This is a genomic window from Pseudomonas sp. E141 (assembly GCF_052659885.1).
Map to the genome: position 1 here is coordinate 1,228,081 of NZ_CP084024.1, position 23,199 is coordinate 1,251,279.

Genomic DNA, 23,199 nt, shown 5'->3' on the forward strand with positions numbered 1-23,199 from the left:
GCTGGCGCCCGACGTCAGCGCAGCATTTTCAGCCAGCGTGCTGGTGAAATGCCGAAAGCCTGGCTATGTAACCGGGTCATGTGGCTCTGATCGAAAAAACCGCACGCCAGGGCCGCTTCACTCAATGGCATGCCCTGGATAACCAGGCGACGGGCTTTATTCAGGCGTCGCTGGTTGATATACCGATAGGGGCTGGTGCCGTACAGCGCTCGAAAGTCCCGGGACAGGCTCCATCGATCCCGGCCACTGGCTTGGACCAGATCATCCAGACTGATGGGCTGGTCAAGGGCATCATGAATGAACAGTCGTGCGCGCTCTGCCGCCGAGTAGTCGATCAATCGCCGCCCACGCCGGTTACCCGCTGCGCTGTCCAGTGCCTGGGCCACATCGTAGATGCCGTCCTCCTCTTCCAGCGGATCGAGTGGATGATCCATGCAGCGCAACAATCTGCGCGTAGCCACATTGAGGTGAGGATCGTTCGACAAACCTCCTTCGATGAAGGGCAAGGGTTTGCCGCCCAGCACTTGCTGGATCACGGAGGGCTCTACATAGAACATCCGGTAACGAAAGCCGTCGCTCGTGCCTGCTTCGCCATCGTGAACTTCGTCCGGGTGCAGGACGATGGTTCCGCCGGGCTGGCTATGGCGTTTTCTATGGCGGTAGTTGAAGCTCTGAACACCGCAAAGCGTGACGCCGATGGCGTAGGTGTCATGCCGGTGGGTGGTGTAACCATGGCCACTGAAATAGGCTTCGATGCGTTCCATTTTCCGCGATTCAGGAGCCCGCACCAGCCAGTCGCGATCACGATTCGATTGAGTCATTTAGACCGGCCTCTCGCTTTTGTCTGCACACGATACCTGTCTGATATGCCTTGGCGCAGTAAAAAGCGAGACCCGGATTCTTCAGGACGCAGAAAGCTGCTCGTTACGCAGGGCGGCTTACTGGTCGTACAGTGCGTCGCTGTTTCAGATTTCTTTCACGGGTGTCTCACCCTGGGCACTCTTGATCAGCCCGATGACGTGAAGGCAGTCAGCCTTGTTCACATAGGATTCGCCGCTGGCGATGGTTTCGTGGTTGCCGGCTCTCAAGCGCCACCGCCATTGGCCTTTTCCAGTGCTCTGGGTGCCTCGGGTCTGCCTGTAGATCTCAAAATACATCGGTTCGCTCCCTGCGATTAATTCATTCAAGACATGCTTTGCACATGTCGCTCCAAGCCTAGCCAAGCTGATAGTTTTGGCTATGGGAAATTCGTTTCCATTCGTTATCAAATATTGCCGATGTGGATTCGGATTTGCTCCGGCGACCCTTTTCAGGAAACAGGTCATCTTGGGGGCGCGGGGCTGGATAAAGTTCCGGTTTCGTTCTTGCGTTGCCTTGTGCGGTCCTGCTTAATACATTCCGATTCAGACGTTTGTCATTGACGTCCGGTCCGGGGAACCCGGGGGCTGGGAGCCCGATGGGACTGGAAAAACCTATAAGAAAAAGAGCCATCAAGTGACTGAATATCCAGGAGCGGATCTGCAAGGATGTCTAGCGCTTTCGCTTGTCATTCCAGTTTTCAACGAAGTCCAGTCCATAGATTTGTTTATCGCCAGAGTCGATCGGGTTTTTGCGAACGAGCCGCTGGTGACCCTGGAACTGGTGTTCGTCAATGACGGCAGTGTCGACGAAACATTGGTGCTGTTGCTGGAAAAACAGCGAGCCGACCCGCGCATCCGGATCGTCGACCTGAGCCGCAATTTCGGCAAGGAAGCGGCGCTGAGTGCCGGTCTGCAAGCGGCTCGTGGCCAGGCGGTGGTGCCGATCGACGTCGACCTGCAGGACCCGCCCGAGGTGATCCTGCAAATGATCGCCCACTGGCGCAACGGTGCCGAGGTGGTACTGGGCCATCGCATAAACCGTGACTCCGACTCTTGGGCCAAACAGGTTTCCGCCAACGGGTTCTATCGGCTGCACAATAAAATCGCCGACCACAAGCTACCGGAAAATGTCGGTGATTTTCGGCTGATGGATCGTTGTGTGGTCGATGCGCTGCAGAGCCTGCCCGAGTCCCGACGCTTCATGAAGGGCTTGTTTGCCTGGGTAGGATTTCGAACCACCGTCGTGGATTACGTCAGGCCCGAGCGTGCGGCCGGTGAAAGCAAATTCAACGGCTGGCGTCTGTGGAACTTTGCCCTGGAGGGCATCACCAGTTTCAGCACCGAACCGCTGCGTATCTGGACCTACCTGGGGCTTAGCGTCTCGCTGGTGTCCTTTTCGTTTGCGGTGTTCATTGTGCTACGGACGCTGATTTCCGGGGTCGATCTGCCAGGCTACGCCTCCCTGATGGTGGCCGTCACGTTCCTGGGCGGGTTGCAACTGATCGGCATCGGCGTACTGGGTGAATACCTGGGCCGGACCTATATCGAATCCAAACGCCGACCGGTTTTTCTGGTACGGCGCATCTATGACGCCAAGGACTGACAATGGATCTCAAGGAAACCGACATCCTGGGGCCCGATATCGGGCAGCATTGGTACTATCGTTCCAAGGCGCGCGCCATGCTCCACATGCTCAAAGGCACATCGGCCAAAACACTGCTGGATGTGGGGGCCGGATCGGGCTTTTTTTCCCATCACTTGTTGTCCCATACCGAGACGGCCCGGGCCTGGTGCGTGGACATCAGTTACCCGGCCGACTCCGATGCCAGCACCGCCGGCAAACCCGTCCACTACCGGCGCGCCATCGACGCGCTGGACGCGGATCTGGTGTTGTTGATGGATGTGTTGGAACACGTGGACGATGACGTGGGCCTGCTCAAGGCTTATGTCGACAAGGTGCCCTCTGGCACCCGCTTCCTGATCACCGTGCCGGCGTTCCAGTTTCTCTGGAGCGGGCATGATGTGTTTCTGGAACACAAGCGTCGTTACACCCTCGGGCAACTGGAGGGGGTCGTGGCCCAGGCGGGTTTGCAGGTGCACAAAAGCGCTTACTATTTCGGCCTGGTGTTTCCAATCGCCGCCGCCGTGCGCCTGTTGCAACGCAACACGTCCGGCGCGCCGGCCAGCTCGCTCACTCGGCATCATCCGCTGGTCAATGGCGTGTTGAAGTCGCTGTGCAGCCTGGAGCTTGCGTTTATGGGCGCCAATCGCGTGGCCGGCCTGACGGTGTTCTGTCTGGCACAAAAACCATGATCTGGACGCGGTCGCCGTTGCTGCGACGTGGGCTGCGGTTCGCCATGACGGGCTTGTTCGTGACCGCTGTGCATGTGTTGGCTGCCGTGTTGTTTGTGCACCTGATCCTGGCCAGCCCGCCGTTGGCCAACGGTTTTGCGTTTGTGGTGGCAACCGTGGTGTCTTACCTGATCAACACGCTTTGGAGTTTCTCCAGCCGATTGCATGGCCGCACGCTCGGCCGTTTCGTGGTGGTGTCGATCGGCGGATTCTGGCTGGCGATGCTGGTGGCCTGGGTGGCGCAGAGCGCGGGGCTGAATTACCTGGCGGGCATTGCTGCCGTGGCGCTGATCATCCCGGTGTTTACCTTCATCTTGCATAATTTCTGGACGTATCGATGACCGTTCGTGGCGAGCGTTATCTGGTTTCCCTGTTGCCCGTATTGCTGGGCGTGCTGGCGTTTCTGATGGTCATCGGCCCTCGGGTGTTGAACCCGACGAATATCGCCTGGCTGGGGGAGGGCGATGCGGCGACTCATTATCTGGGATGGGCGTTTTTCCGTGATTCGCCCTGGACCTTTCCGTTGGGCATGAACCCTTCCTATGGCTTGGAGTTGGCCAACGGGATCATTTTTTCCGATTCCAACCCGCTGCTGGCGTTCATATTCAAGCCCTTCAATGCTTGGCTTCCCGAGACGTTCCAGTATTTCGGGCTGTGGCTGCTGGCGTGTTTTGTCCTGCAGGCCTGGTTTGCCTGGAAGCTGGTGGGGCTGCTGACGCCTTCGGTCTGGATCAGGTTGTTGGGGGCCGGGTTGTTCGTGTTTTCGCCCCCGATGTTTCTGCGCATGGGAGGGCATCTTTCCTTGTCCGGGCATTTCCTGATCCTGGCGGCGCTGTACCTGGCGTTGCGGCCCGGTCTGCAAAAGCGACGCCTGGCCTGGGGCGTGCTATTGGCCGCGACGGCGCTGGTGCATGCCTATCTGTTGGCGATGGTGGCATTGATCTGGCTGGCTGATCTGGCCAGCAAAGCCATCAAGGGTCGGTTACCCCGGCGCAATGCCTTGATTGAGCTGGCCGGTCTGTTTCTGCTGGTCGCATTCTGCTGCTGGCAAGCGGGTTATTTCAGTGTGGGCGGCGGGACCGTGGCGGGTGGTTTTGGCTTGTATCGTCTGAATCTCTTGTCGGTGGTGAACCCCAGTGGCTGGTCATACGTATTGCGCGACATGCCCCAGGGACCCGGGGACTACGAGGGTTTCAATTACCTGGGGTTGGGGGTGCTGATGCTGGCCATCTGCGCCGGCGTGGCACTGCTGCAAGGCAACACCGGCCTGGCGGAGGCCGTGCGTCGCAGACCTCTATTGCTGTTGGCGCTGATCGGGCTGACGCTTTTTTCACTGACCAACAAGCTCGGTATTGGCATGCTGGATGTGCATTACTGGTTGCCGAAAACCATCGAGCAGTTGGCGAACGTCTTTCGCGCGGCCGGTAGAATGTTCTGGCCGGTGTTCTACATTCTCGTGTTTACGCTGATCTTTTTGGTGGTCCGAGGCAATAAGCCACGAGCTGCGGTGTGTCTGCTGGCCGTGGCCCTGGTGGTGCAGGTTCTGGATACCCGCAGCGGGTGGGCAGGCCTGCGCAAGAGCCGGATGATGCCGACCGCCGCGAGCTGGCCGACGCCCCTGGCCGACCCGTTTTGGGCCAGCGCGGCAAATCACTACGCCAAGGTCCGGTCGTTGTTGCCGCAGAATCAGCCGGACAACTGGCTGTTGATCAGCCAATACGCCCAGAACCATGGTCTGGAAACCGATAGCGTGTACTTGGGGCGGATGGGCACTCGGGAGATCGAACACGCTCAACGGCACGCTGGCCAAATGCTCGCTACCGGTCAGTATGAAGCGGATTCCCTCTACATTCTCGACAGCCGCACCGCGCTCGAAGCGATCAAAACCGTTAATCGCCAGACCGATCTGCTGACCCGTCTTGATGGCCTCGTGGTGCTGGCACCGGGATGGAAGACCTGTACTCAATGCCCACCGATAGCGCAGGAGACGCTGGACGTGCAGGTCAAGCCAGGTGAGCGCCAGGTGTTCAACCGAATAAACGCGATGTTGGTCAGCGGCTGGGGGCGCGTCGAAGATTGGGGTACCTGGTCGGAAGGTGCTCAGGCAGAGCTTGTATTGCGTGTACCCCCTGAGGCCCGCGCCCTCTCGATCGAAGCGGCGGCGTTCGTACAGCCCCTGCATACCAGGCAGAGAATCGAGGTCTCGATCAATGGCGTTCCGGCCCTGTCGACGCAACTGACCCGCATGCAGGAGAACACCCTGGAGCTGTCATTGAGCCCGGCCATCCGCGAAGCGATTGCCGCAGATGGGCAGGTGCGTGTGCAGTTTCATCTACCCGACGCGGTCAGTCCCAAGGCGCTGGGGTTGGGGAGCGACGAGCGAGTCATGGCGTTGGGGCTGAAGTCTCTGACGGTGAATTAAGCCGGACGTCTTTATCGTGTGCTTCAAGGTTTTTTGCGCAGCGCTGAATGCACAATTTGAGGCTGTTTTTCGAAACGCTGATACGGCTGGAAGCGTTCATGCGTGAGCGCGCCGGCGCGGTGCAAATTCCGCTGCGCGAAACAAAAACCTGCGTCAGCCAAGTAAAGTCGAGGTATGGTTGCGACGGCTGAAACCACATCGTTATATTTTCGAACAGGAGTCGAACACATGCCTCACCTGCACATGGAGTACACCGCCAACCTGCCCAAGTTTGACGAGGGTGTCGTACTGCTGCGTCTGAATAATACGCTGGTGGCCTCCGGTCAGTTCGCTGCCGAGTCGGACATCAAAAGCCGGGCTGTGAAAATCGAGAATTTCCTGGTGGGCACCCTTTTTGAAAAGCGCGGTTTCGTGCACGTGAAGCTGGCCTTGTTGAGCGGCCGTTCGCCAGAGGTCAAGAAGCAGTTGGCCGAAAAACTGTTGGAGGTGATCCAGGAGGTGGGCGAATGGCCGGCTGACGTTTCCGTGCAACTGTGCGTGGAAATCCTCGACATCGACCGAGGCCCCTATGCCAAGGCTGTCGTCGGCGCCTGAGGGGCAGGTGCTTCGCGTCTTGACGATCCGCTCGCGCAGCCAGGTGCTATCAGCGGCTTGGCTGCACGGCGTTTCAAGGTGAATCCCGACAAGCCTTCAGGCGCTTGATGGTTTGCCGGGTGGGATCAACCGTGGCCGCACCGGCATGGCACAGGTTGATACTCTGCAAGATGGCGCGCACATGCTTGTACATGCCCTCGGCTTTATAAGTGGGGCGCATGCCAGTGCGGGTGTTGATGAACAACTCGTCGTCGAAACAGGTCCGCAGTTTCTTGAGGCAGTAGCTGACCGTTGACTGGCTGACACACAACGCCTCGGATACACCGGTGACGCTGCTTTGCTCGTACACAGCGTTAAACACCATGAGGTCTTGCATATCGAGTTTTCTGAGGGAGTTACTGTTCAGCATCCGTTCTGTCTCTCTCTGTGCTCCTTGCGCGGATCTTGCGCAAACCAGACCTTTGATCCTAACGGAACGATCGTCCCAGGAGAATGCCAGGCGAGCGGTTTCACGGTCGCGAGTGGGACAGATAATGTAATGAACACGACGGATCGTTCAGCATTCGATTCTCTGGCCGATTGTTTAGCTCGTTGCGATCCAAGCTCCATCAAATCAAGGTTTAACCGGCTTTGGTGACGTGGGACTCTGCCAGGGTGTGTTTCCTGTGATGTCTTTTATGGACGGTTGGCCCGCAGCAATCCAATACCCTTCATTCGCCGCAATGGGGCCGGTGGGCAGGTTTATGTCCGGGGTCTCTCCCACGCTGTGTGCGCTACCCTCTGAACTGGCTTTTTGGGCACTCTGGCATTGTCGCCACGCCCGTCCTCCAGATACTTGTATTTCCTGTTGATCCTAAACAGTGTTCGTTGATCGCGAGCACAGGCTGACGGTGCTTTGTCGCCCGTCCGACATGAAAATACGAGCGTTCTCATGAGTTCTGCCCACCTCTCTTTTGCCCCCCTGCATCAAGCCCAGGCGTTCCTGGAGCAAAATCCGGATATTGAGCTGTTCGAGCTGTTTATTCTCGACAGCAACGGTGTGCCTCGGGGCAAACTGCTGCACCGGGATGAGTTGCTGGCGCTTTACGAAAGTGGGCGGCCCTTGCCCAGTACCATTCTCGGGTTGACCATCAATGGCGACGATGTGGAAAACTCCGGGCTGGTGTGGGATGTTGGCGACATCGATTGCCGGGCTTATCCCATCAGCGGCAGCTTGCAGCGAATGCCCTGGCGGCTGATCCCCACTGCGGCAGTGCAGGTCAGCATGCATCCTCAGGAAGGCATGCCCGCGACCATCGCCGATCCGCGTTATTTGCTCAGCCAAGTGATCGACGCTTTGCAGGCCGATGGCTATTACCCGGTGATGGCGGCGGAGCTGGAGTTCTATCTGTTGGACGCGCAGCGCGACAGCCAGGGCCGGCCGCAACCGGCGCGGGACGCTGATGGCGGCCGACCCGGTGCCACGCAGGTCTATGGCTTGCGCGAGCTGGAACAGATCGAACCGTTCCTGGCGGACCTCTATTCCGCCTGCAAGTCGCAGGGGATCCCGGCTCGAACGGCCATTTCCGAATACGCGCCGGGCCAGGTGGAAATCACCCTCGAACACCGCACCGATGCCTTGCAGGCCATGGATGAGGCGGTGCGCTACAAACGTCTGGTCAAAGGCGTGGCGCATAAACACGGCATGCAGGCGTGTTTCATGGCCAAGCCTTTCGCGGAACTGGCAGGTTCGGGCATGCACATGCACGTCAGCCTGGCGGATAGCGAGGGCCATAACCTATTTGCCAGCGAAGCCGCCGATGGCACGCCGCTGCTGCGTCATGCGGTGGGCGGGATGCTCGACACGTTGCTCGACTCACTGCTGATGTTCTGCCCGAACGCCAATTCCTACCGACGCTTCCAGAGCAACAGCTACGCGCCGCTGGCGGCAACCTGGGGCGTGGACAATCGCACCGTGAGCCTGAGGATACCGGGCGGGCCAGCATTTTCGCGGCATATCGAACATCGTATTTGTGGTGCCGACGCCAACCCGTACCTGGCCGCCGCCGCGATACTGGCCGGCATCCATCGCGGCATTCGTGAACAGTGCGATCCCGGTGCGCCAGTGGCGGGCAACGGCTATGCCCAGGCGAGCGAATTGCTGCCCACCGACTGGCTCACCACCTTGCGCACGCTTGAAGCCTCGACCTGGGCCAGGCAAGCCTTCGGCGATGAGTTCCTCAGGGTGTACCTGGCGGTCAAACGCGCCGAATACCGTCAGTTCATGGGCGAGGTCGGAGAGCAGGACTGGCGTTGGTACATCCATCAGGCTTGAACTGAGCCACAAGCTGCACGTCGGATCGGACGTGCGGCTTGCTACTTGAAAAATTATTTAATGGCAACTTTTTCACGAAAAATTGATAGTGCCCTGCCTAAAGTTTGTGTTGCCGTAGCACAGTAGTTTTTCAAACTTTCCTGCGGTATTTGCTTTCCCTAGCGCAACTTCCAGGAAACTTTAAAACCTCATGCTGACCATTAAACCCGTGCGCCCCGAGTGGGTGACGCTGGTCGCCAGTGTCTTTTTATTAGTGGGCTTCAACGTTGTGCTCTGGCAGCACCTGCATACCATTACGGCAGGTGACGGCGGGGGCGTGCTGATCGGCGTGGCGTTTGCGGTGCTGGTGTTGTTCGCCTTCAACCTGGTGCTGACACTGGTAGCGTTCCGTGGGCTGCTCAAGCCTGTGCTGATGTTGCTTTTTCTGATCAGCGCCGGTGTGGCGTACTTCATGGCTCAGTATGGCGTGCTGATCGATGCCGGGATGTTTCGTAACTTTGCTGAAACCAATGCCACAGAGGTGCGTGATTTACTGTCGTTAAAGTTGTTTGCCTACCTCGGTTTATTAGGCGTGTTGCCGTCCTGGTTGTTATTTAAAACGCCGATCAGCTATCGCCGCTGGCCCAAAGAACTGTTAAGCAAGTTAGTGGTGAGTGGGGTGTCGGCGGCGGTGATCGGCATGGTCGCCCTGGCCAATTACCAAGGGTTGTCTTCATTGTTTCGCAATCATCATGAATTGCATTTGATGGTGGTACCGAGCAACTACATCGGTGCGTCGATCGGGTACTTGCGTGAACAGGTCGCGTCGGCCAAACAGCCCTTCATCACCTTGGGTGAGGATGCGAGTCGTAATCCGGTCTGGCAAACACATGCCCGCAAGTCCCTGACCGTACTGGTGGTGGGGGAGAGCGCCCGTGCCGAGAACTTCGGCATTCTGGGCTATAACCGCGATACCACGCCGCAACTCAATCAAGAAGCCGGCCTGATCGCCTTCACTGATGTGCACTCCTGCGGTACGGAAACCGCGGTATCGGTGCCGTGTATGTTTTCCAACATGGGCCGCAAGAACTACGACGCCAGCAAGGCCAGGAACGAAGAAGGCCTGCTCGATGTGCTCAAGCGCGCCGGGCTGGAGGTGATCTGGCGTGACAATCAGTCGGGCTGTAAAGGCACTTGCGACCGGGTCACTGTGCAGGATGTCAGCAATCTCAAAGACCCGGCCCTGTGCGCCAACAGTGAGTGTCGCGACGAAATTCTGCTCCAGGGCCTGCAGCATTTCATCGACACCCTCGACAAGGACACCGTGCTGGTGCTCCACCAAATGGGCAGTCACGGGCCGGAGTATTTCAAGCGCTATCCCAAGCAATACGAACATTTCACCCCAGTGTGCCAAAGCAATGCGCTGAACAATTGCAGCCGCCAGAGCATCGTCAACGGCTACGACAACACGCTGGTGTACACCGACCATGTGTTATCGACCCTGATCGACCTGCTGCGGGCCAATCAGGACAAGGTCGACACAGCGATGCTGTACCTGTCCGACCACGGCGAGTCCCTGGGCGAGTACAACCTGTTTCTCCATGGCACGCCCTACATGCTCGCCCCGGAACAACAGAAACACGTGGCGATGCTGGCCTGGTTTTCCGACAGCTATCAGAAGTCCTTCTCCGTCGACACCCATTGCCTGCAACTGAGCCGGGACAAGCCCTTGAGCCAGGACAATCTGTTTCATTCGATGCTCGGGCTGCTGGAAGTCAACAGCAAGGTCTACAACCGGGACCTGGACCTGTTTGCCGGTTGCCGTGGCGCGGTCATTGACGGGGTATTGGCCCGGCAGTGAGCGCCTCGACTTTTTTTTCACGTACGGGTGGTTAGCCTGTTCCTATTCATCTTTCCCAAGAGCGGTTGGTATGTCTGGGCAACCCCCATCCCCCGTAGAGATCGAGTTCGCCAGGCATCATGACCGGGAACACGCGCGCATTTGCCGTCAAGCGGCGCCCAGGCGACTGCGCCTGGCGTTCTGGCGTGACGAGCAATTGGTCCGCAATGCCTTGAAAGCCGCCGGTGAACCGGGGCTGGTGCTGGATGTGACCTGTGGCGCGGGCCGGTTCTGGCCGGTGCTGGCCGAACATGCCAACCGGGTGATCCTGGCGGCGGACCCCTCGCCAGACATGCTCGATCACGCCCGCACCCACCATGGCGGCGCGTTGCTGGAGCGGGTCACGACCTTTCCCAGTTCGGCATTCACCCTCGGCCTGTCGGCTAACGCTGTGGACTGTATTTTGTGTCTGCAACTGTTTCGGCACGTCAAGGCCAGTGAGCATCGGCTGGCGCTGTTGCGCGAATTTCATCGGGTCAGCCGTGACACGGTGATTGTGTCGGTGCAAATTGAAGGTCGCCTCAACATCGGACCTGCGCCGCACCGCGGCCTGGCGGACAAGGCTGAAGTTGAAGCCGAGTTCCGCCAGGCCGGTTTCACCCTGCTGTGGTACCAGGATTTTCTGCCCGGGTTTGCGCTGACGCGGGTTTATGCGTTGTGCAAGGCCGGTTAATTCCCGATGTAGGACTATTCTTGCCTTCGCGCAGGCGATTTCTCTCAGGCTCCCGCTCTATGGATGCTCGCAATCGCTGACGGCGATATATACTGCGCGCCATTCTTCAAGGGAGAGCCGTGTGGCCATCGATATTCACTGGATTCGCGACAACGATAGCCTCGGTCAGTTTTGCGCCCAATGGCAGCAGTTGCCATTCGTCGCCCTCGACACTGAATTCATGCGGGTCGACACGTTTTATCCCATTGCCGGTTTGTTGCAGATCGGCGACGGCGAGCGTGCCTATCTGATCGACCCCTTGACCATCGACAACTGGAAGCCCCTGGCCGCGTTGCTGGAGAACCCGGCAGTGCTCAAGGTGCTGCACGCCTGCAGCGAAGACCTTGAAGTGCTGCTGCGCTTGACCGGCAGCCTGCCTGCGCCGCTGTTCGACACTCAATTGGCCGCCGCCTACCTGAACCTGGGTTTTTCCATGGGTTATTCCCGGCTGGTACAGGACGTGTTGGGCATCGACTTGCCCAAGGGCGAAACCCGCTCTGATTGGTTGCAAAGACCCCTGTCGGAAACGCAGATCAGCTACGCCGCTGAAGATGCAGTGCATCTGGCGGAAGTTTTCGTACAGCTACGCCCGAAGCTTTCTGACGAAAAATACGCCTGGGTCCTGGAGGATGGCGCCGAGCTGGTGGCCAACCTGCGTCGCGAAGTCGACCCCTATGAGGTTTATCGCGAGGCCAAGCTGGCCTGGAAACTTTCCCGTGCCCAACTGGCCGTGCTGCGCGAGCTATGCGCCTGGCGCGAGCGGGAAGCGCGGGCTCGTGACCTGCCGCGTAACCGGGTCATTCGCGAGCATTCGCTGTGGCCCCTGGCCCGCACTCAGCCGGATAACCTCGGTGCGCTGGCGAAAATCGAAGACATGCACCCGCGTACCGTGCGCCAGGACGGCGAGTTCCTGCTGGAGCTGATCAAACGCGCCGCCAGCGTGCCGCCCGAACAATGGCCGCCAGCCGTGGCCGAGCCCTTGCCCATTGAGGCTTCGGCGCTGGTCAAGCGTCTGCGGGCACTGGGGCAGGTTGAGGCCGAGCGCCTGGGAATCGCCCCTGAACTGATGCTGCGCAAGAAAACCCTCGAGGCGCTGATCAAGAGCGGCTTTCCCGAGGGCCCTTACCAATTGCCCGATTCGCTGCGTGGCTGGCGCCGCGAATTGATGGGCCAGGCGCTGCTCGACAGCCTGGCCACCGCCGGAGAACAGCCTTGAAACGTATCTGCTCGATCTACCGAAGCTCGAAGAAAAACGAGATGTACCTGTATGTGCTCAAAAGCGATGCCCTGGAGCGTGTGCCCGAGCCCCTGATGGCTGCCTTTGGCAAGGCGATCCATGCCTTTGACCTGGTGCTGAGCCCCGAGCGCAAGCTGTCCCGGGAGGACATCAACCTGGTGCTGGAAAACCTCGATACCCAGGGTTATCACTTGCAGATGCCACCGGCTGAAGACGAATACATCGAGCATCTGCCGGAAGAGTTGCTGCGACGCAACGACCCGGTCTGACGGTACCCCGAGGCACCTTTCCCGGGCCTCTTGAAACACTGGAATGGTTTATTGGCGATGGCCGCAAGGATGGAGCGACACTCTGTCGGCGGTCGTCTGCATAGTTTTTGAAAGGTTTGATCCATGCGCGTTCTGATTGCCGAACACGATCACGCGGTGTACGCCCAGCTTCTGCGACAGGCTGCACCCGATATCCAAGTCCTGACCAGTGGCGACTCCGCCGAACTGTCGCGACTGGCCGCCGACTGCCCGGTCTGGCTGGGCCAGCCCGATCTGCTGGCCACCCTGTTGCGTCAAGGCCATCAGCCCCAGTGGCTGCAATCGACCTGGGCGGGCATCACGCCGCTGCTGGCCGAGGGCTTGACGCGTGATTATCGCCTGACCCGTGCGGTGGGCATTTTCGGCCAGGTGATGGCCGAGTACGTCCTTACCTATATGCTCGGTCATGAGCGCGAGGTGCTGGCGCGGCTGGTCAGCCAGGTCGAGCGCAAGTGGGACAACCGTCAGGGCCAGAGTCTGGCCGGGCGCAAGGCACTGATCGTTGGGACCGGCGATATCGGCCAGCGGGTAGCGCAGTTCCTGCTGCCGTTTGGTGTGCAGCTGTATGGCATTGCCAGCGAAGCCCGGGAGCTGGCGCCGTTCATTGAGGTCGGGGCGCTGAAGGATCTGCCGCGCATGGTGGGGGAGGTGGATTATGTGATCAACCTGCTGCCCAACACGCCGGACACCCACGATATATACGACGCGACGCTGTTCAGGCAATTCAAACCCACCGGGCTGTTCATCAATGTCGGACGCGGCGTGGCCGTGGTCGATGCCGATCTGGTGCAAGCCTTGAAGGAAGGGCATCTGGCCGGCGCGGTCATTGACGTTTGCCGCCAGGAGCCGTTGCCACAGCGGCATCCTTTCTGGACGGCCTGGGGCCTGCTGCTGACCGGCCATAGCTCGGCACCGACGTCGCCGGCGATGATGGTGCAGTTGTTCCTGGAAAACCTGCGGGCCTACCAGGCCGGCGAAACCTTGCGCGGGGAAGTGGATTTCGATCGGGGATATTAGACCGAGCCAATCAACTTGTGGGAGCGAGCCTGCTCGCGATAGCGGTTTGCCAGTCGGCATCAATGCTGGCTGATCCGGCGCTATCGCGAGCAGGCTCGCTCCCACAGTGATCTTCAGCGGTCACCCCATCGGTGTTCTCGGCCAATCCATTTACGGACTTCGCCAACACAACGCCCTACCGACAGTCGCCCATGCTTGGCCTGAAGAGGCCCCGGCACTAGACTGACGGCCTTTTCACCATCTGATGCTGATTGCTTGAGCCATGGCCGCCAAAGTCGAACCGTTCTGGATACGTAAAACCCTCGATCAGCTTGATGCGCAGGAATGGGAATCGCTGTGTGACGGCTGTGGCCTGTGCTGCCTGCAAAAACTCGAAGACGAAGACGACAACAGCGTCTACTACACGCGCATCGCTTGCAAATTGCTGGACTTGAAAACCTGCCAGTGCACCGACTATTCCCGGCGCCGCGACTTTGTTCCCGATTGCATCCAGCTCACACCGGGCAAGGCCGATGAGTTCAAATGGTTGCCACCGACCTGCGGTTATCGCCTGGTCAGTGAGGGCAAGGATCTGCCGTTATGGCACCACCTGGTCTGTGGCGATCGCGATGCCGTGCACCACGAACGCATTTCCCAATCCGGGCGCATGCTGGCCGAAGGCAGCGTGCCCGAGGACGATTGGGAAGATCATCTGATTTTTCGCGCCGGCTGAATGCCGGGCATCGCACCATCAGGGAGAACCCATGGCAGCAGGATTGAAAAGGATGCTCGCAGCCGGGCTGTGGGCGGTGTGCGGGCCGCTGTGGGCGGCGCAGAAAGTCGATCTGGATTATCACGTGCATCTGTTGCCGCAAAGCGATCAGGCCGAAGTGCGCCTGACCCTGGCGCGGGGTTCGGCAGTGCGCAGCCTGGACTTCGACCTCGGCGATGGCAGCCGCTACAGCCACTTCAAGGCCGACGGTCAATGGCAGCTCATCCCGGGCAAGGACACACGCGGCGTTTGGCGTCCCAGTGCCGACAAGGCGAGCCTGAGCTATCGCGTGCGCATCAGTAATACTCGCAAGAACGGTACGTTTGAAACCCGTATGACCCCGGGATGGGGGCTTCTGCGTGGCGACGATCTTGTGCCGCCGGCCAAGTTGGATCAGCAGGATGGCACTGAGCTGGTGTCACGTTTGCAATTTGAACTGCCCGACGGCTGGAAAAGCATCGAAACGGCCTGGCCGCGCATCGGCAAGCAACGCTTTCGCATCGACAACCCCGCGCGGCTGTTCGATCGTCCCACCGGCTGGATGCTCGCCGGCAAACTCGGCAGCCGTCGCACACGCCTGGGAGAGACCGAGGTGACGGTGGCTTCGCCCCAAGGCCAGGGTATGCGCCGGATGGATGTGCTGACGCTGCTGACGTTCGTCTGGCCGCAGGTGCAGGCGCTGGTGCCGCGTCATCCCGGCAAGCTGCTGATCATCGGCGCGTCAGATCCGATGTGGCGTGGCGCCCAGGCCGGGCATGAATCGATTTATCTGCACAGTCGTCCGCCGCTGGTCAGCGAACGCGGCAATAGCCCGTTGTTGCGCGAGTTGGTGCAGATGCTGGCGCGGGTCAACGATCGTGAGCGCAGTGACTGGATCAGCGAAGGGCTGGCCGAGTATTACGCCATCGAATTGCTGCGTCGGGCGGGCGGCATGAGTGATGAGCGCTACCAGAGCCTGAACGACCGGTTGGCTCGGGACAGCAAAGGCGTCAGCACCTTGCGTGGCGAGCAGGTCCGCCCGGCGACGGTGGCCAAGGCGGTGTTGCTGTTGCAGGAGCTGGACCGCGAGATTCGTTTGAAAACCCGCAACAAGCGCTCGCTCGATGACGTGCTGCACGCCGCCATGCGTCTGGAGACGGTTGATACCCAGGAGTTTGTCCAGCTCAGCGAGAGCGTTCTGGGGGAGAGTTCTACTGTGCTGGATACCCGGTTACTTCAGTAATACCGCTATCGCGAGCAGGCTCGCTCCCACATTGACCAGCGTTGCACTCAAAATGTGGGAGCAAGGCTTGCCCGCGATGGGGCCATCAGCCAGTAAAATCAAAGCCCAACCTTCGGCGAACTCAACGAATCATTCCCCGTCACTGTAGCCGTGCTGGTCGCGGCCTCGGCGCTGGCCTTCATGCGGCTCAGCTCATCACCGGCCTGCTCGATGCGGGCACGGGCGTGGTGCAGGTTCTGACGATTCTTTTCCAGCAACGTCTTGGCCGAGCAGTGCCCGGTGATGCCGCGTGCCAGGGCCATGCCGCCGATCGCCAGTTGGGCCAAACCGATCACGCCGCCACGGCGCAAGCCCTTGCCCATCATCAGGACTCCGCCGGCCAATGAGCCAATGCGTTCCCAGCCATGCACGTTTTGCGGCGGATGAGATTGGAAAGGGGTGGTCTCAATCGGCTCGAACGGGTTGTTATCGCTCATGATCTGTCTCCAGTGTGGGGTTGGTATAAAACTGACTGCCCGAGCGATTCCCTTGTTCAATCCAATTGCGCACCGATCAGCGGAATTGCGGCCCCGAACGGGTGTTATTGCCTTTGGCCATGCGGTCGTACAACACGACGTTGACCGTGGCCGCCAGGTTCATGCAACCGGTGGTGGGGATGTACACCACGTCTTCGCACCAGTCACGGATGTCTTTATCCAGCGAGCCATCTTCCGGGCCGAAGATATACAGCGCCCGGTCCGGGTGAGTGTATTCGGGCAAGGGACGAGCACCGTCGACCAGTTCCACGGCCACTGGCACACAGCCCAGGGGCAGGATTTTTTTCAGGTCGTCGATGCCGATCAACGGGATGTCGTAGTGGACTTTCTTGGTGTCAGTGACGAAGTCTGCGGCGCGCTCATAGCGTTTGCCGGTGTAGAACACCGATGCCACGCCGTAGCAGCCGGCGGCGCGCATGACCGAACCGACGTTTTCCGGAGACTTGGGGTTGAACAGACCGATGCAGCTGTAGCGTTTGTTGGCCACGGGCGGGGTGCCTTTGGGGAAAAGGCGCGATTATACGGGGATTGGAAGAGGGGGGGCAGCTTGTAGATTGATGGTGATCGTTTGATCGCCATCGCGAGCAGGCTCGCTCCCACATAAATCCTCTCGCCACAAATGGCTGGCTACTCGTCCTTTTTCATCAACCCGGCCAGTGCGGCGAACGGGTTGTGGGTCGCCTTGGCGATTTTCGGGGTGCTCAGGGAGCCGTCGCCGAAATATTGCTGGTCGGTGTAACGCGAGTGTTCGTTGTCGTGGCAGTACAGACACAGCAGTTCCCAGTTGGAACCGTCCTGCGGGTTGTTGTCATGGTTGTGGTCGCGGTGGTGAACAGTCAGTTCACTCAGGCGCTTGCCGGAAAACTCACGGGCGCAGCGGCCACAGACGTGGGGGTACATTTTCAGGGCTTTGTCGCGGTAACCCATTTCCCGGTCACGCTGGGCATCGGCGAGGATGCGATCCAGCTTGGCGGTGTTGGACGGTGGCGTTGACGAACTCATGGGTTCACCTTTGAAAAAAAGACTGATGACGGTTGAACAGAGTTTAGCTCAGCCCTTGAGCTTCTCGGCAATCCAGATGGTGTGGCGGGTGCCTTTGTTGCCGTGGGCGAAGACTTGCACCTCTTCGGCCTTGAAGCCGGCCTTTTTCAGTTTGTCGGAAAACTGCCGGTCGGCGCTGGCCGACCATACTGCCAGCACACCCTTGGACCGCAGGGCCTTGGCGCAGGCGGCCAGGCCGCCGGCTGAATACAGCCAGCTGTTGGCTTTCTGCGTCAGGCCTTCGGGGCCGTTGTCGACGTCCAGCATGATGGCGTCGAAGCCCTGGGGTTCGGCTTGCAGCACCTTGGCCACATCTTCCATGCGGATCACGGTACGCGGGTCCGACAGTGGGCGACCGGCCTTTTCGCCCAAAGGGCCACGGTTCCACTCCACCACGCCGGGCACCAGTTCGGCCACCACCACTTCGGCATTTTTGCCCAGGTGCTTGAGCGCCGAGGCCAGCGTGAAACCCATGCCGAGGCCACCGATCAGTACGCGCGAGCCGGGACGGCCGGCCACCTTGCGGCAAGGGATCTCTGCCAGGGCGTCTTCGGAGCCATGCATGCGCGTATTCATCAACTGCCCACCGTCACCGCCCTGGATCTTGATGACGAAGTCGTCGCCGTACTCGAACAGGCAAAGGGCACCGCCGTTGTCAGGGATGGGGGTGGTGTCCAGTAGAACGAAACGTTTCATGGATGTCTCATGCAAAGGAAGGGCAAAGCGGCGCGGTAAGGACTAGCCTGAAGACAGACAATCGCCACGGAGCCATTGATGAAGCGCACCATTCTAACGGCCATTGCCCTGGCAGCGCTCTCGATAAGTTGGGTGCAGGCCCAGCAGCCCACGATTCCGGTGAGCCCACCGAGCATTCCCGGTTCGCCCGGCACCCCTACACCGATGCCATACCCGCCGGTCACGCCCAGCGGCGTACCCACGCCCAGCCCCGGAAGCGGACCGCCGTTGCTGCCGCCAATCGAAATGCCCAAGCCACCCAAGGACCAGCCGATACCGGGCATGGAGCCGAAACCACCGAAGGCCAAGTCGCCGGGGGGGTAGGCCCAATGCTTGTTAATGAGATCACTGAATGGCAAAAAACTTGTGGGAGCGAGCCTGCTCGCGATAGCGATAAACCAGTCAACATTGATGTTGGCTGATCCGACGCTATCGCGAGCAAGCTCGCTCCCACAGGTTCTGCATTTCAACTGATAGAGCGAGTCAGACCTGCTGCGACAACAACTGCCCATCGGCCATGCGCAGGCGCTTGGACAGGGAAACGGCGAGGGCGCGGATGATCTTGGCGGCGATCTTCGGTGCATCGTTGAGCATTTTTTCCAGGGAATCCTTGCCCAGGTTCAGCAATTGGCAATCACTGGCGGCGATGCAACTGGCCGAGCGCCGTTCTCCGTCCAGCACCGCCATTTCCCCGAATGCCCGGCCGCTGCGCAGCGTGGCGATGGTGACGGGTTGACCGTCGGGGCCGGTTTTCTGCACGGCCACTTGCCCTGAGTGGATGATGCACATGAAGCTGCCGGCATCGCCCTCGCGGAAAATCGCTTCCCCTTGGGCAATGGCGCTGATGCTGAAGTAGCCCGACGCCGCGGCGAAGTCGACAGGCTGCAACTGGTCGAACAGGCCGCAGTCCATCAGCCAGTCGCGGATTTCGTTGTTCAGTAAGGTCGGTTCTGACATGTTGTCACGGTCTTTTTCTTGTGTCTGGGGCGGTTGCAAGGGCTTGGATGTAAGGCGATTCCTTTGTGGGAGCAAGGCTCGCTCCCACAAAGGATGGTGGTATCAGAGCCCTGCGCATGCAGCTAAGACCCGGCCATCCCACGGAGTTCCTCAGACCAACCCCAAAACCTTCAAAACAAATGCATATTCGAGGGCTACGTCACGTAACCCCTGGTAGCGCCCGCTCATTCCGCCGTGGCCGGCGCCCAGTTCGGTCTTGAGCAGCAAGGGGTTGTCATCGGTCTTGGTGGCGCGCAATTTCGCCACCCATTTGGCTGCTTCCCAATACTGCACGCGGCTGTCGTTGTAACCGGCGATCACCAGCAGCGCCGGATACGCCTGGGCGCTGACGTTTTCGTACGGGGCATAGGCTCTGATCCGATCATAGACGGCGGGCTCCTCGGGATTACCCCACTCGTCGTATTCGGTGACGGTCAGCGGCAAGTCCGGGTCGAGCATGGTGTTAAGCACATCGACGAACGGCACTTCGGCAATCGCGACCTTGAACAGATCCGGGCGTTGATTGAGCACCGCACCGATCAACAAACCACCGGCACTGCCGCCGCTGATCGCCAGTTGATCGGCGCGGGTGACGCCATTGGCGATCAAATGCTCGGCGCAGGCGATGAAGTCGCTGAAGGTGTTGTGTTTGTGCTCCTGCTTGCCGGCGCGATACCAGGCTTCCCCTAGCTCACCGCCACCACGCACATGGGCAATGGCAAACGCCACGCCGCGATCGAGCAGGCTCAGCCGCCCATGGGAAAACCACGGATCGAGGCTCTCGCCATAGGCGCCGTAGCCATACAGGTACAGCGGCACCGGCTGGCCGAGGGCCTGGCGCTTGACCACCAGGCTGATGGGCACCTGCGTGCCGTCCGGTGCGGTCGCCCACAGCCGCTGGCTCACGTAGTCATCGGCATCGAATGGACCCAGGACCGGGGTTTGCTTGAGTACGACCTGTTCGCCGCTGGCCAGGTCCAGCTGGCGAATCTGTGCCGGACGGTTCAGCGCCTCGTAGCGCAAGCGAATGCGGGGGCTGACGAACTCCAGGCTGTTCTGCACATGCAGGCTGTAGGCCGCGTCCGGCAGTTGCACCCGATACGCTGGCAAACCCTGTGGGTGAACTTCGATGATGGGCAGGCCGCCTTCACGCAGGCTCAGGGTCATGGCGCCGGCGTTCAGGCTCAGGCCGTCGATCATCACCGTGTCGCTGTGGGGAATCAGGTTCTGCCAGTCGGCCTCGGTCGGCGCCAGGCCCGTGTCGGCAGCCTGGTACAGCGCGAAGTTGATCCCGTCGCGGTTGCTGCGGATCAACCAGCTCCACTGACCGTCGAGCAAACCATGGTCGACGTCGTATTCATGGTCTTCCACCCGTGGCGCCAGGCAGGTGAAAGGCTGGTCTGGCTGGGTGGCGTCCAGGACCCAGACTTCACTGGTGGTTTTGCTGCCCAGGGACAGGATCAACTGTTTTTCCGAGCTCGAACGGTAGCAATGCAGGAAAAAACGTCCGTCCGGCTCATGAAACACTTCTTCGGCCGCCGTTCCGTCCAGGCGATAGCGCCAAAGTTTGTGCGGGCGATGGGTGTCATCCAGCTCACCAAAGAACAGCGTCAGGCTGTCATTGGCCCAGGTCATGCTGCCGTCGCAATCCTCAAAGGACAGTTCACTGACTTTATCATTGGCCAGCTCTTTGACGAACAGGGTGTAAATCTCGTCGCCAGTGGTGTCCAGGCTGTAAGCCAGACGCTGGTGGTCGGGGCTGATGCTGAAGGCACCCAGGGAAAAGAAACCGCCGCCAGCCAGCACGTTAGGGTCCAGCAACAATTGCTCGCGGCTTTCATCCACCGTCAGGCTGTCGTCCACCGGACGCGGGCAGCGGTAGTGACGTGGGTATTCGTCCCCGGCCGTGGTGCGGGTGTAATACAGGTACGGACCCCAAGGCGAAGGCAGGGACAGATCCGTCTCCAGGATCCGGCCCTTGATTTCCTGGAACAGGGTTTCGCGCAGTTCGGCCTGGTCAGCCAGTTGCGCGTCCTGATAGCTGTTTTCAGCCTTGAGGTAGTCGAGCACGGCGTCGGTGTCGCGCTCCTGCAGCCAGGCGTAGGGATCAACACCGGGGTCCCTGCGGGCAATCGGGGCGTTGCAAACGTGGGCAGATAGGGGCATGAAAGGCTCTCGAACGTTGTACGAAATAGGGACTGATGGCCGGTGTGGTTAGTTCGGTCAGCCACCTGCGGCGGCAGAAATTAACCGACAGATACTGCGGCACAGACCACTCGACAGACGCCGGGGCAGCCTGACGAGCGAAAAGCCGTTACTATAAGCGCCTATTTGCCTGCCTTGCCATGGACACCATGACCGAGAACGACTATCTGATCGCCTGGGGCCTCTATGCCTTCGCCGCCCTGGGCTGCCTGCTGGTATGGATGCGCATGACCCGCTGGATCTGGCGCTGGTTGCGCGAGCCGCTGCGTCTGTTGATGGCGGTGTTGCTGTTCAGCCCCACTATCGTCGACCCCGTGAAGGAACAGGTTGCTCCGGCCCTGGCCATCGTTGCCCTGGACGTGCTGTTCAAGGTCGGCAACAACGCCTGGCGTGCGGTATCCGATCTGTTCATGTACGGCATGATCGTCTTTGGTCTTTATTTGATCTTCGTGCTGATCCGCTTCCCCATCGAGCGTGCAGCCAGCGCTCGCAAGGAAAAAGCCGCTGCCGCCAAAGCCGCCGCCGCGGCCGATGAACTACAGGATGAGCAGCCGTTCGGCGTGGCGGGTGATGACCGTTACGGTCGCCCGCCAGTACCGAGCAACCCTCAGCGTTCGCGCATCGAACCGCGGCTGTAGCCAGGCTTGTCCCATTGAAGCGAGGGTCCGAGCATGTGTGAGTTACTGGGCATGAGCGCCAACGTGCCGACCGATATCGTGTTCAGCTTCACCGGGCTGATGCAGCGTGGCGGCAAGACCGGACCGCACCGGGACGGCTGGGGCATTGCCTTCTATGAAGGTCGTGGCCTGCGCCTGTTCCAGGACCCGGCCGCCAGCAGCGAGTCGGAAGTGGCGAACCTGGTGCAGCGCTATCCCATCAAGAGCGAAGTGGTGATCGGGCACATTCGCCAGGCCAATGTCGGCAAGGTCTGCCTGTCCAACACCCACCCGTTCGTACGTGAGTTGTGGGGCCGCAACTGGTGCTTCGCTCACAATGGCCAGCTCGCCGATTTCCAGCCGGGCGCAAGCTTCTATCGTCCGGTGGGCGATACCGACAGCGAGGCGGCGTTCTGCGATTTGCTCAATCGCGTGCGCCAGGCGTTCCCGGAACCGGTGGAGGTGGAGCAACTGTTGCCGTCGTTGATCCAGGCCTGCACCGAATACCGCAGCAAGGGCGTGTTCAATTGCATGCTCAGCGATGGTGACTGGCTGTTCTGCTTTTGCTCGACCAAACTGGTCCATATCACCCGTCGCGCGCCGTTCGGCCCGGCGCGGCTCAAGGATGTGGACGTGATCGTGGATTTCCACGCCGAAACCACGCCCAATGACGTGGTCACGGTAATTGCCACCGAACCCTTGACTGAAAACGAAACCTGGACCCGCTACGAACCGGGCCAATGGAGCCTGTGGCGGCGCGGCGAATGCGTCAGCCATGGCCAGACCGATTAAGGACGTCACGATTATGTTGCTCAGTTATCTACGGCTGGTGTTGTTCGCGGTAGGCCTGTTGGTGGGGGTGCAGGTGCCTGGTTTCATCAGCGATTACGCCAAGCGGGTCGAGGCGCACCTGATCGAAGCGCAGACCGGGTTGCGAGGCTTCCAGGGCACCGCCAACCAGTTTTTCAAGGGCGACATGCAAGCGCTGGTGGCTCACTACCGTGCCAGCGAAGACCCGATCTTTCGCAGTGATGCCGACAGCCTGAACACCTTGCTCGTCCGTCAGCAGGCGTTGGACAAGCAATTTCAGGCGATGCAGGGGCCGTGGTACATCCGTTTGCTGCAAGTGGCCCTGGCCGCTGACCCGGAAATTCGCAAGGAAACCTGGAACGGCTACAGCTACCAGATCCTCCTGACCCCCGAGGCTATGATCTGGGGCCTCAGTGGCGCCATGTTGCTGTCGTTTGGCCTGGAGTGCTTGTTCCGCCTGATCGACTGGGTGGTACTGGGCGGCAGGCGTCTGCGCCAGAGCCGGCCGATTGAAGAGCGCGATTTGCGCGGGCTGTAACATCGCTCGGAGGC

The 23,199-nt window shown here is 60.0% G+C and carries 25 protein-coding genes and 1 pseudogene; 17 read left to right on the forward strand and 9 right to left on the reverse strand.

Going from position 1 to position 23,199, the window contains the following annotated elements; genetic code table 11:
* Positions 1-14 precede the first annotated feature (14 nt).
* The gene (locus GKKCFE_RS05625) at positions 15-821 is read right to left on the reverse strand and encodes an AraC family transcriptional regulator (RefSeq protein ID WP_316912748.1); all 807 of its coding nucleotides are present in this window, start codon (positions 819-821) and stop codon (positions 15-17) included.
* Between the two features lie 144 nt (positions 822-965).
* Complete coding sequence (locus GKKCFE_RS05630; RefSeq protein ID WP_047227955.1) at positions 966-1,157, reverse strand: YegP family protein; 192 nt, start codon at positions 1,155-1,157, stop codon at positions 966-968.
* A gap of 337 nt (positions 1,158-1,494) precedes the next feature.
* Here GKKCFE_RS05630 and GKKCFE_RS05635 point away from each other — a divergent pair, with 337 nt between their 5' ends.
* From GKKCFE_RS05635 to GKKCFE_RS05655, 5 genes are all read left to right on the forward strand, one after another.
* On the forward strand, positions 1,495-2,463 hold the full coding sequence (locus GKKCFE_RS05635) for a glycosyltransferase family 2 protein (protein WP_139050911.1): 969 nt from the start codon (positions 1,495-1,497) through the stop codon (positions 2,461-2,463).
* Positions 2,464-2,465: 2 nt separating this feature from the next.
* Positions 2,466-3,173, forward strand: a complete 708-nt coding sequence (locus GKKCFE_RS05640) for a class I SAM-dependent methyltransferase (protein ID WP_047227953.1) — start codon at positions 2,466-2,468, stop codon at positions 3,171-3,173.
* Positions 3,170-3,553 carry a GtrA family protein gene (locus tag GKKCFE_RS05645; RefSeq protein WP_076385942.1) on the forward strand — a complete coding sequence of 128 codons (384 nt, stop codon included), beginning with the start codon at positions 3,170-3,172 and terminating at the stop codon, positions 3,551-3,553. The genes GKKCFE_RS05640 and GKKCFE_RS05645 overlap by 4 nt, the downstream gene beginning before the upstream one ends.
* A complete protein-coding gene (locus GKKCFE_RS05650) occupies positions 3,550-5,634 on the forward strand; it encodes a DUF6311 domain-containing protein (RefSeq protein WP_445577575.1) in 2,085 nt (694 codons plus the stop codon). The genes GKKCFE_RS05645 and GKKCFE_RS05650 overlap by 4 nt, the downstream gene beginning before the upstream one ends.
* 228 nt (positions 5,635-5,862) lie before the next feature.
* Positions 5,863-6,228 (forward strand): 5-carboxymethyl-2-hydroxymuconate Delta-isomerase, encoded by a 366-nt coding sequence (locus GKKCFE_RS05655; protein WP_047227950.1) that lies wholly within the window; start codon positions 5,863-5,865, stop codon positions 6,226-6,228.
* A 106-nt stretch (positions 6,229-6,334) separates the two neighbouring features.
* Here GKKCFE_RS05655 and GKKCFE_RS05660 read toward each other — a convergent pair.
* A pseudogene (locus GKKCFE_RS05660) lies at positions 6,335-6,637 on the reverse strand (LysR family transcriptional regulator); the annotation flags it as partial.
* A gap of 522 nt (positions 6,638-7,159) precedes the next feature.
* On the opposite strand from GKKCFE_RS05660, the gene GKKCFE_RS05665 reads away from it, so the two are divergent.
* From GKKCFE_RS05665 to GKKCFE_RS05700, 8 genes are all read left to right on the forward strand, one after another.
* Positions 7,160-8,542: a glutamine synthetase family protein gene (locus tag GKKCFE_RS05665; protein ID WP_139050908.1), complete on the forward strand. Its 1,383-nt coding sequence runs from the start codon at positions 7,160-7,162 to the stop codon at positions 8,540-8,542.
* A 190-nt stretch (positions 8,543-8,732) separates the two neighbouring features.
* A complete protein-coding gene (locus GKKCFE_RS05670) occupies positions 8,733-10,382 on the forward strand; it encodes a phosphoethanolamine transferase (RefSeq protein ID WP_445577576.1) in 1,650 nt (549 codons plus the stop codon).
* Between the two features lie 70 nt (positions 10,383-10,452).
* Positions 10,453-11,094 carry a class I SAM-dependent methyltransferase gene (locus GKKCFE_RS05675; RefSeq protein ID WP_047227946.1) on the forward strand — a complete coding sequence of 214 codons (642 nt, stop codon included), beginning with the start codon at positions 10,453-10,455 and terminating at the stop codon, positions 11,092-11,094.
* Positions 11,095-11,215: 121 nt separating this feature from the next.
* On the forward strand, positions 11,216-12,349 hold the full coding sequence (gene rnd / locus GKKCFE_RS05680; protein WP_139050906.1) for a ribonuclease D: 1,134 nt from the start codon (positions 11,216-11,218) through the stop codon (positions 12,347-12,349).
* Entirely contained in the window at positions 12,346-12,639 is a 294-nt protein-coding gene (locus GKKCFE_RS05685) for a YcgL domain-containing protein (protein WP_047227944.1), read from the forward strand. Before rnd ends, GKKCFE_RS05685 begins: the two co-directional genes overlap by 4 nt.
* Positions 12,640-12,762: 123 nt before the next feature.
* Positions 12,763-13,695: a D-2-hydroxyacid dehydrogenase gene (locus GKKCFE_RS05690; RefSeq protein WP_047227943.1), complete on the forward strand. Its 933-nt coding sequence runs from the start codon at positions 12,763-12,765 to the stop codon at positions 13,693-13,695.
* Positions 13,696-13,957: 262 nt separating this feature from the next.
* Positions 13,958-14,407 (forward strand): YcgN family cysteine cluster protein, encoded by a 450-nt coding sequence (locus tag GKKCFE_RS05695; protein WP_047227942.1) that lies wholly within the window; start codon positions 13,958-13,960, stop codon positions 14,405-14,407.
* A gap of 31 nt (positions 14,408-14,438) precedes the next feature.
* Positions 14,439-15,668: a hypothetical protein gene (locus GKKCFE_RS05700; RefSeq protein ID WP_281459454.1), complete on the forward strand. Its 1,230-nt coding sequence runs from the start codon at positions 14,439-14,441 to the stop codon at positions 15,666-15,668.
* A 98-nt stretch (positions 15,669-15,766) separates the two neighbouring features.
* Here GKKCFE_RS05700 and GKKCFE_RS05705 read toward each other — a convergent pair whose 3' ends face one another.
* The 4 genes from GKKCFE_RS05705 to GKKCFE_RS05720 form a co-directional block, all read right to left on the reverse strand.
* Positions 15,767-16,144 (reverse strand): YgaP family membrane protein, encoded by a 378-nt coding sequence (locus GKKCFE_RS05705; protein WP_047227940.1) that lies wholly within the window; start codon positions 16,142-16,144, stop codon positions 15,767-15,769.
* Between the two features lie 76 nt (positions 16,145-16,220).
* The gene (locus GKKCFE_RS05710) at positions 16,221-16,691 is read right to left on the reverse strand and encodes an RNA methyltransferase (RefSeq protein WP_003184248.1); all 471 of its coding nucleotides are present in this window, start codon (positions 16,689-16,691) and stop codon (positions 16,221-16,223) included.
* A 140-nt stretch (positions 16,692-16,831) separates the two neighbouring features.
* On the reverse strand, positions 16,832-17,206 hold the full coding sequence (locus GKKCFE_RS05715) for a YajD family HNH nuclease (protein ID WP_003184246.1): 375 nt from the start codon (positions 17,204-17,206) through the stop codon (positions 16,832-16,834).
* A gap of 48 nt (positions 17,207-17,254) precedes the next feature.
* Positions 17,255-17,941 carry a spermidine synthase gene (locus GKKCFE_RS05720; protein WP_047227938.1) on the reverse strand — a complete coding sequence of 229 codons (687 nt, stop codon included), beginning with the start codon at positions 17,939-17,941 and terminating at the stop codon, positions 17,255-17,257.
* Positions 17,942-18,019: 78 nt separating this feature from the next.
* Between GKKCFE_RS05720 and GKKCFE_RS05725 the strand changes: the two genes are divergently transcribed.
* A complete protein-coding gene (locus tag GKKCFE_RS05725) occupies positions 18,020-18,304 on the forward strand; it encodes a hypothetical protein (protein ID WP_076385928.1) in 285 nt (94 codons plus the stop codon).
* Positions 18,305-18,463: 159 nt separating this feature from the next.
* Here the strand turns inward: GKKCFE_RS05725 and GKKCFE_RS05730 are convergent, their stop codons facing one another.
* Complete coding sequence (locus tag GKKCFE_RS05730) at positions 18,464-18,937, reverse strand: cyclic nucleotide-binding domain-containing protein (RefSeq protein ID WP_047228036.1); 474 nt, start codon at positions 18,935-18,937, stop codon at positions 18,464-18,466.
* A gap of 150 nt (positions 18,938-19,087) precedes the next feature.
* On the reverse strand, positions 19,088-21,142 hold the full coding sequence (locus GKKCFE_RS05735; RefSeq protein ID WP_076385926.1) for a S9 family peptidase: 2,055 nt from the start codon (positions 21,140-21,142) through the stop codon (positions 19,088-19,090).
* Positions 21,143-21,321: 179 nt separating this feature from the next.
* Between GKKCFE_RS05735 and GKKCFE_RS05740 the strand changes: the two genes are divergently transcribed.
* Genes GKKCFE_RS05740 through GKKCFE_RS05750 form a run of 3 tightly spaced genes read left to right on the forward strand, consistent with a single transcriptional unit; the run spans position 21,322 to position 23,185 of the window.
* Entirely contained in the window at positions 21,322-21,819 is a 498-nt protein-coding gene (locus GKKCFE_RS05740) for a hypothetical protein (protein ID WP_047227934.1), read from the forward strand.
* A 33-nt stretch (positions 21,820-21,852) separates the two neighbouring features.
* Entirely contained in the window at positions 21,853-22,629 is a 777-nt protein-coding gene (locus GKKCFE_RS05745) for a class II glutamine amidotransferase (protein WP_417697311.1), read from the forward strand.
* 13 nt (positions 22,630-22,642) lie between these two features.
* Positions 22,643-23,185, forward strand: a complete 543-nt coding sequence (locus GKKCFE_RS05750; protein ID WP_092397387.1) for a DUF2937 family protein — start codon at positions 22,643-22,645, stop codon at positions 23,183-23,185.
* Positions 23,186-23,199 lie beyond the last annotated feature (14 nt).

Coding starts and splice junctions, on each gene's coding strand:
- GKKCFE_RS05625 (WP_316912748.1), bottom strand. CDS start 821: ATGACTCAATCGAATCGTGATCGCGACTGGCTGGTGCGGGCTCCTGAA.
- GKKCFE_RS05630 (WP_047227955.1), bottom strand. CDS start 1,157: ATGTATTTTGAGATCTACAGGCAGACCCGAGGCACCCAGAGCACTGGA.
- GKKCFE_RS05640 (WP_047227953.1), top strand. CDS start 2,466: ATGGATCTCAAGGAAACCGACATCCTGGGGCCCGATATCGGGCAGCAT.
- GKKCFE_RS05645 (WP_076385942.1), top strand. CDS start 3,170: ATGATCTGGACGCGGTCGCCGTTGCTGCGACGTGGGCTGCGGTTCGCC.
- GKKCFE_RS05650 (WP_445577575.1), top strand. CDS start 3,550: ATGACCGTTCGTGGCGAGCGTTATCTGGTTTCCCTGTTGCCCGTATTG.
- GKKCFE_RS05655 (WP_047227950.1), top strand. CDS start 5,863: ATGCCTCACCTGCACATGGAGTACACCGCCAACCTGCCCAAGTTTGAC.
- GKKCFE_RS05665 (WP_139050908.1), top strand. CDS start 7,160: ATGAGTTCTGCCCACCTCTCTTTTGCCCCCCTGCATCAAGCCCAGGCG.
- GKKCFE_RS05670 (WP_445577576.1), top strand. CDS start 8,733: ATGCTGACCATTAAACCCGTGCGCCCCGAGTGGGTGACGCTGGTCGCC.
- GKKCFE_RS05675 (WP_047227946.1), top strand. CDS start 10,453: ATGTCTGGGCAACCCCCATCCCCCGTAGAGATCGAGTTCGCCAGGCAT.
- GKKCFE_RS05690 (WP_047227943.1), top strand. CDS start 12,763: ATGCGCGTTCTGATTGCCGAACACGATCACGCGGTGTACGCCCAGCTT.
- GKKCFE_RS05695 (WP_047227942.1), top strand. CDS start 13,958: ATGGCCGCCAAAGTCGAACCGTTCTGGATACGTAAAACCCTCGATCAG.
- GKKCFE_RS05700 (WP_281459454.1), top strand. CDS start 14,439: ATGGCAGCAGGATTGAAAAGGATGCTCGCAGCCGGGCTGTGGGCGGTG.
- GKKCFE_RS05705 (WP_047227940.1), bottom strand. CDS start 16,144: ATGAGCGATAACAACCCGTTCGAGCCGATTGAGACCACCCCTTTCCAA.
- GKKCFE_RS05715 (WP_003184246.1), bottom strand. CDS start 17,206: ATGAGTTCGTCAACGCCACCGTCCAACACCGCCAAGCTGGATCGCATC.
- GKKCFE_RS05720 (WP_047227938.1), bottom strand. CDS start 17,941: ATGAAACGTTTCGTTCTACTGGACACCACCCCCATCCCTGACAACGGC.
- GKKCFE_RS05725 (WP_076385928.1), top strand. CDS start 18,020: ATGAAGCGCACCATTCTAACGGCCATTGCCCTGGCAGCGCTCTCGATA.
- GKKCFE_RS05730 (WP_047228036.1), bottom strand. CDS start 18,937: ATGTCAGAACCGACCTTACTGAACAACGAAATCCGCGACTGGCTGATG.
- GKKCFE_RS05735 (WP_076385926.1), bottom strand. CDS start 21,142: ATGCCCCTATCTGCCCACGTTTGCAACGCCCCGATTGCCCGCAGGGAC.
- GKKCFE_RS05740 (WP_047227934.1), top strand. CDS start 21,322: ATGGACACCATGACCGAGAACGACTATCTGATCGCCTGGGGCCTCTAT.
- GKKCFE_RS05745 (WP_417697311.1), top strand. CDS start 21,853: ATGTGTGAGTTACTGGGCATGAGCGCCAACGTGCCGACCGATATCGTG.
- GKKCFE_RS05750 (WP_092397387.1), top strand. CDS start 22,643: ATGTTGCTCAGTTATCTACGGCTGGTGTTGTTCGCGGTAGGCCTGTTG.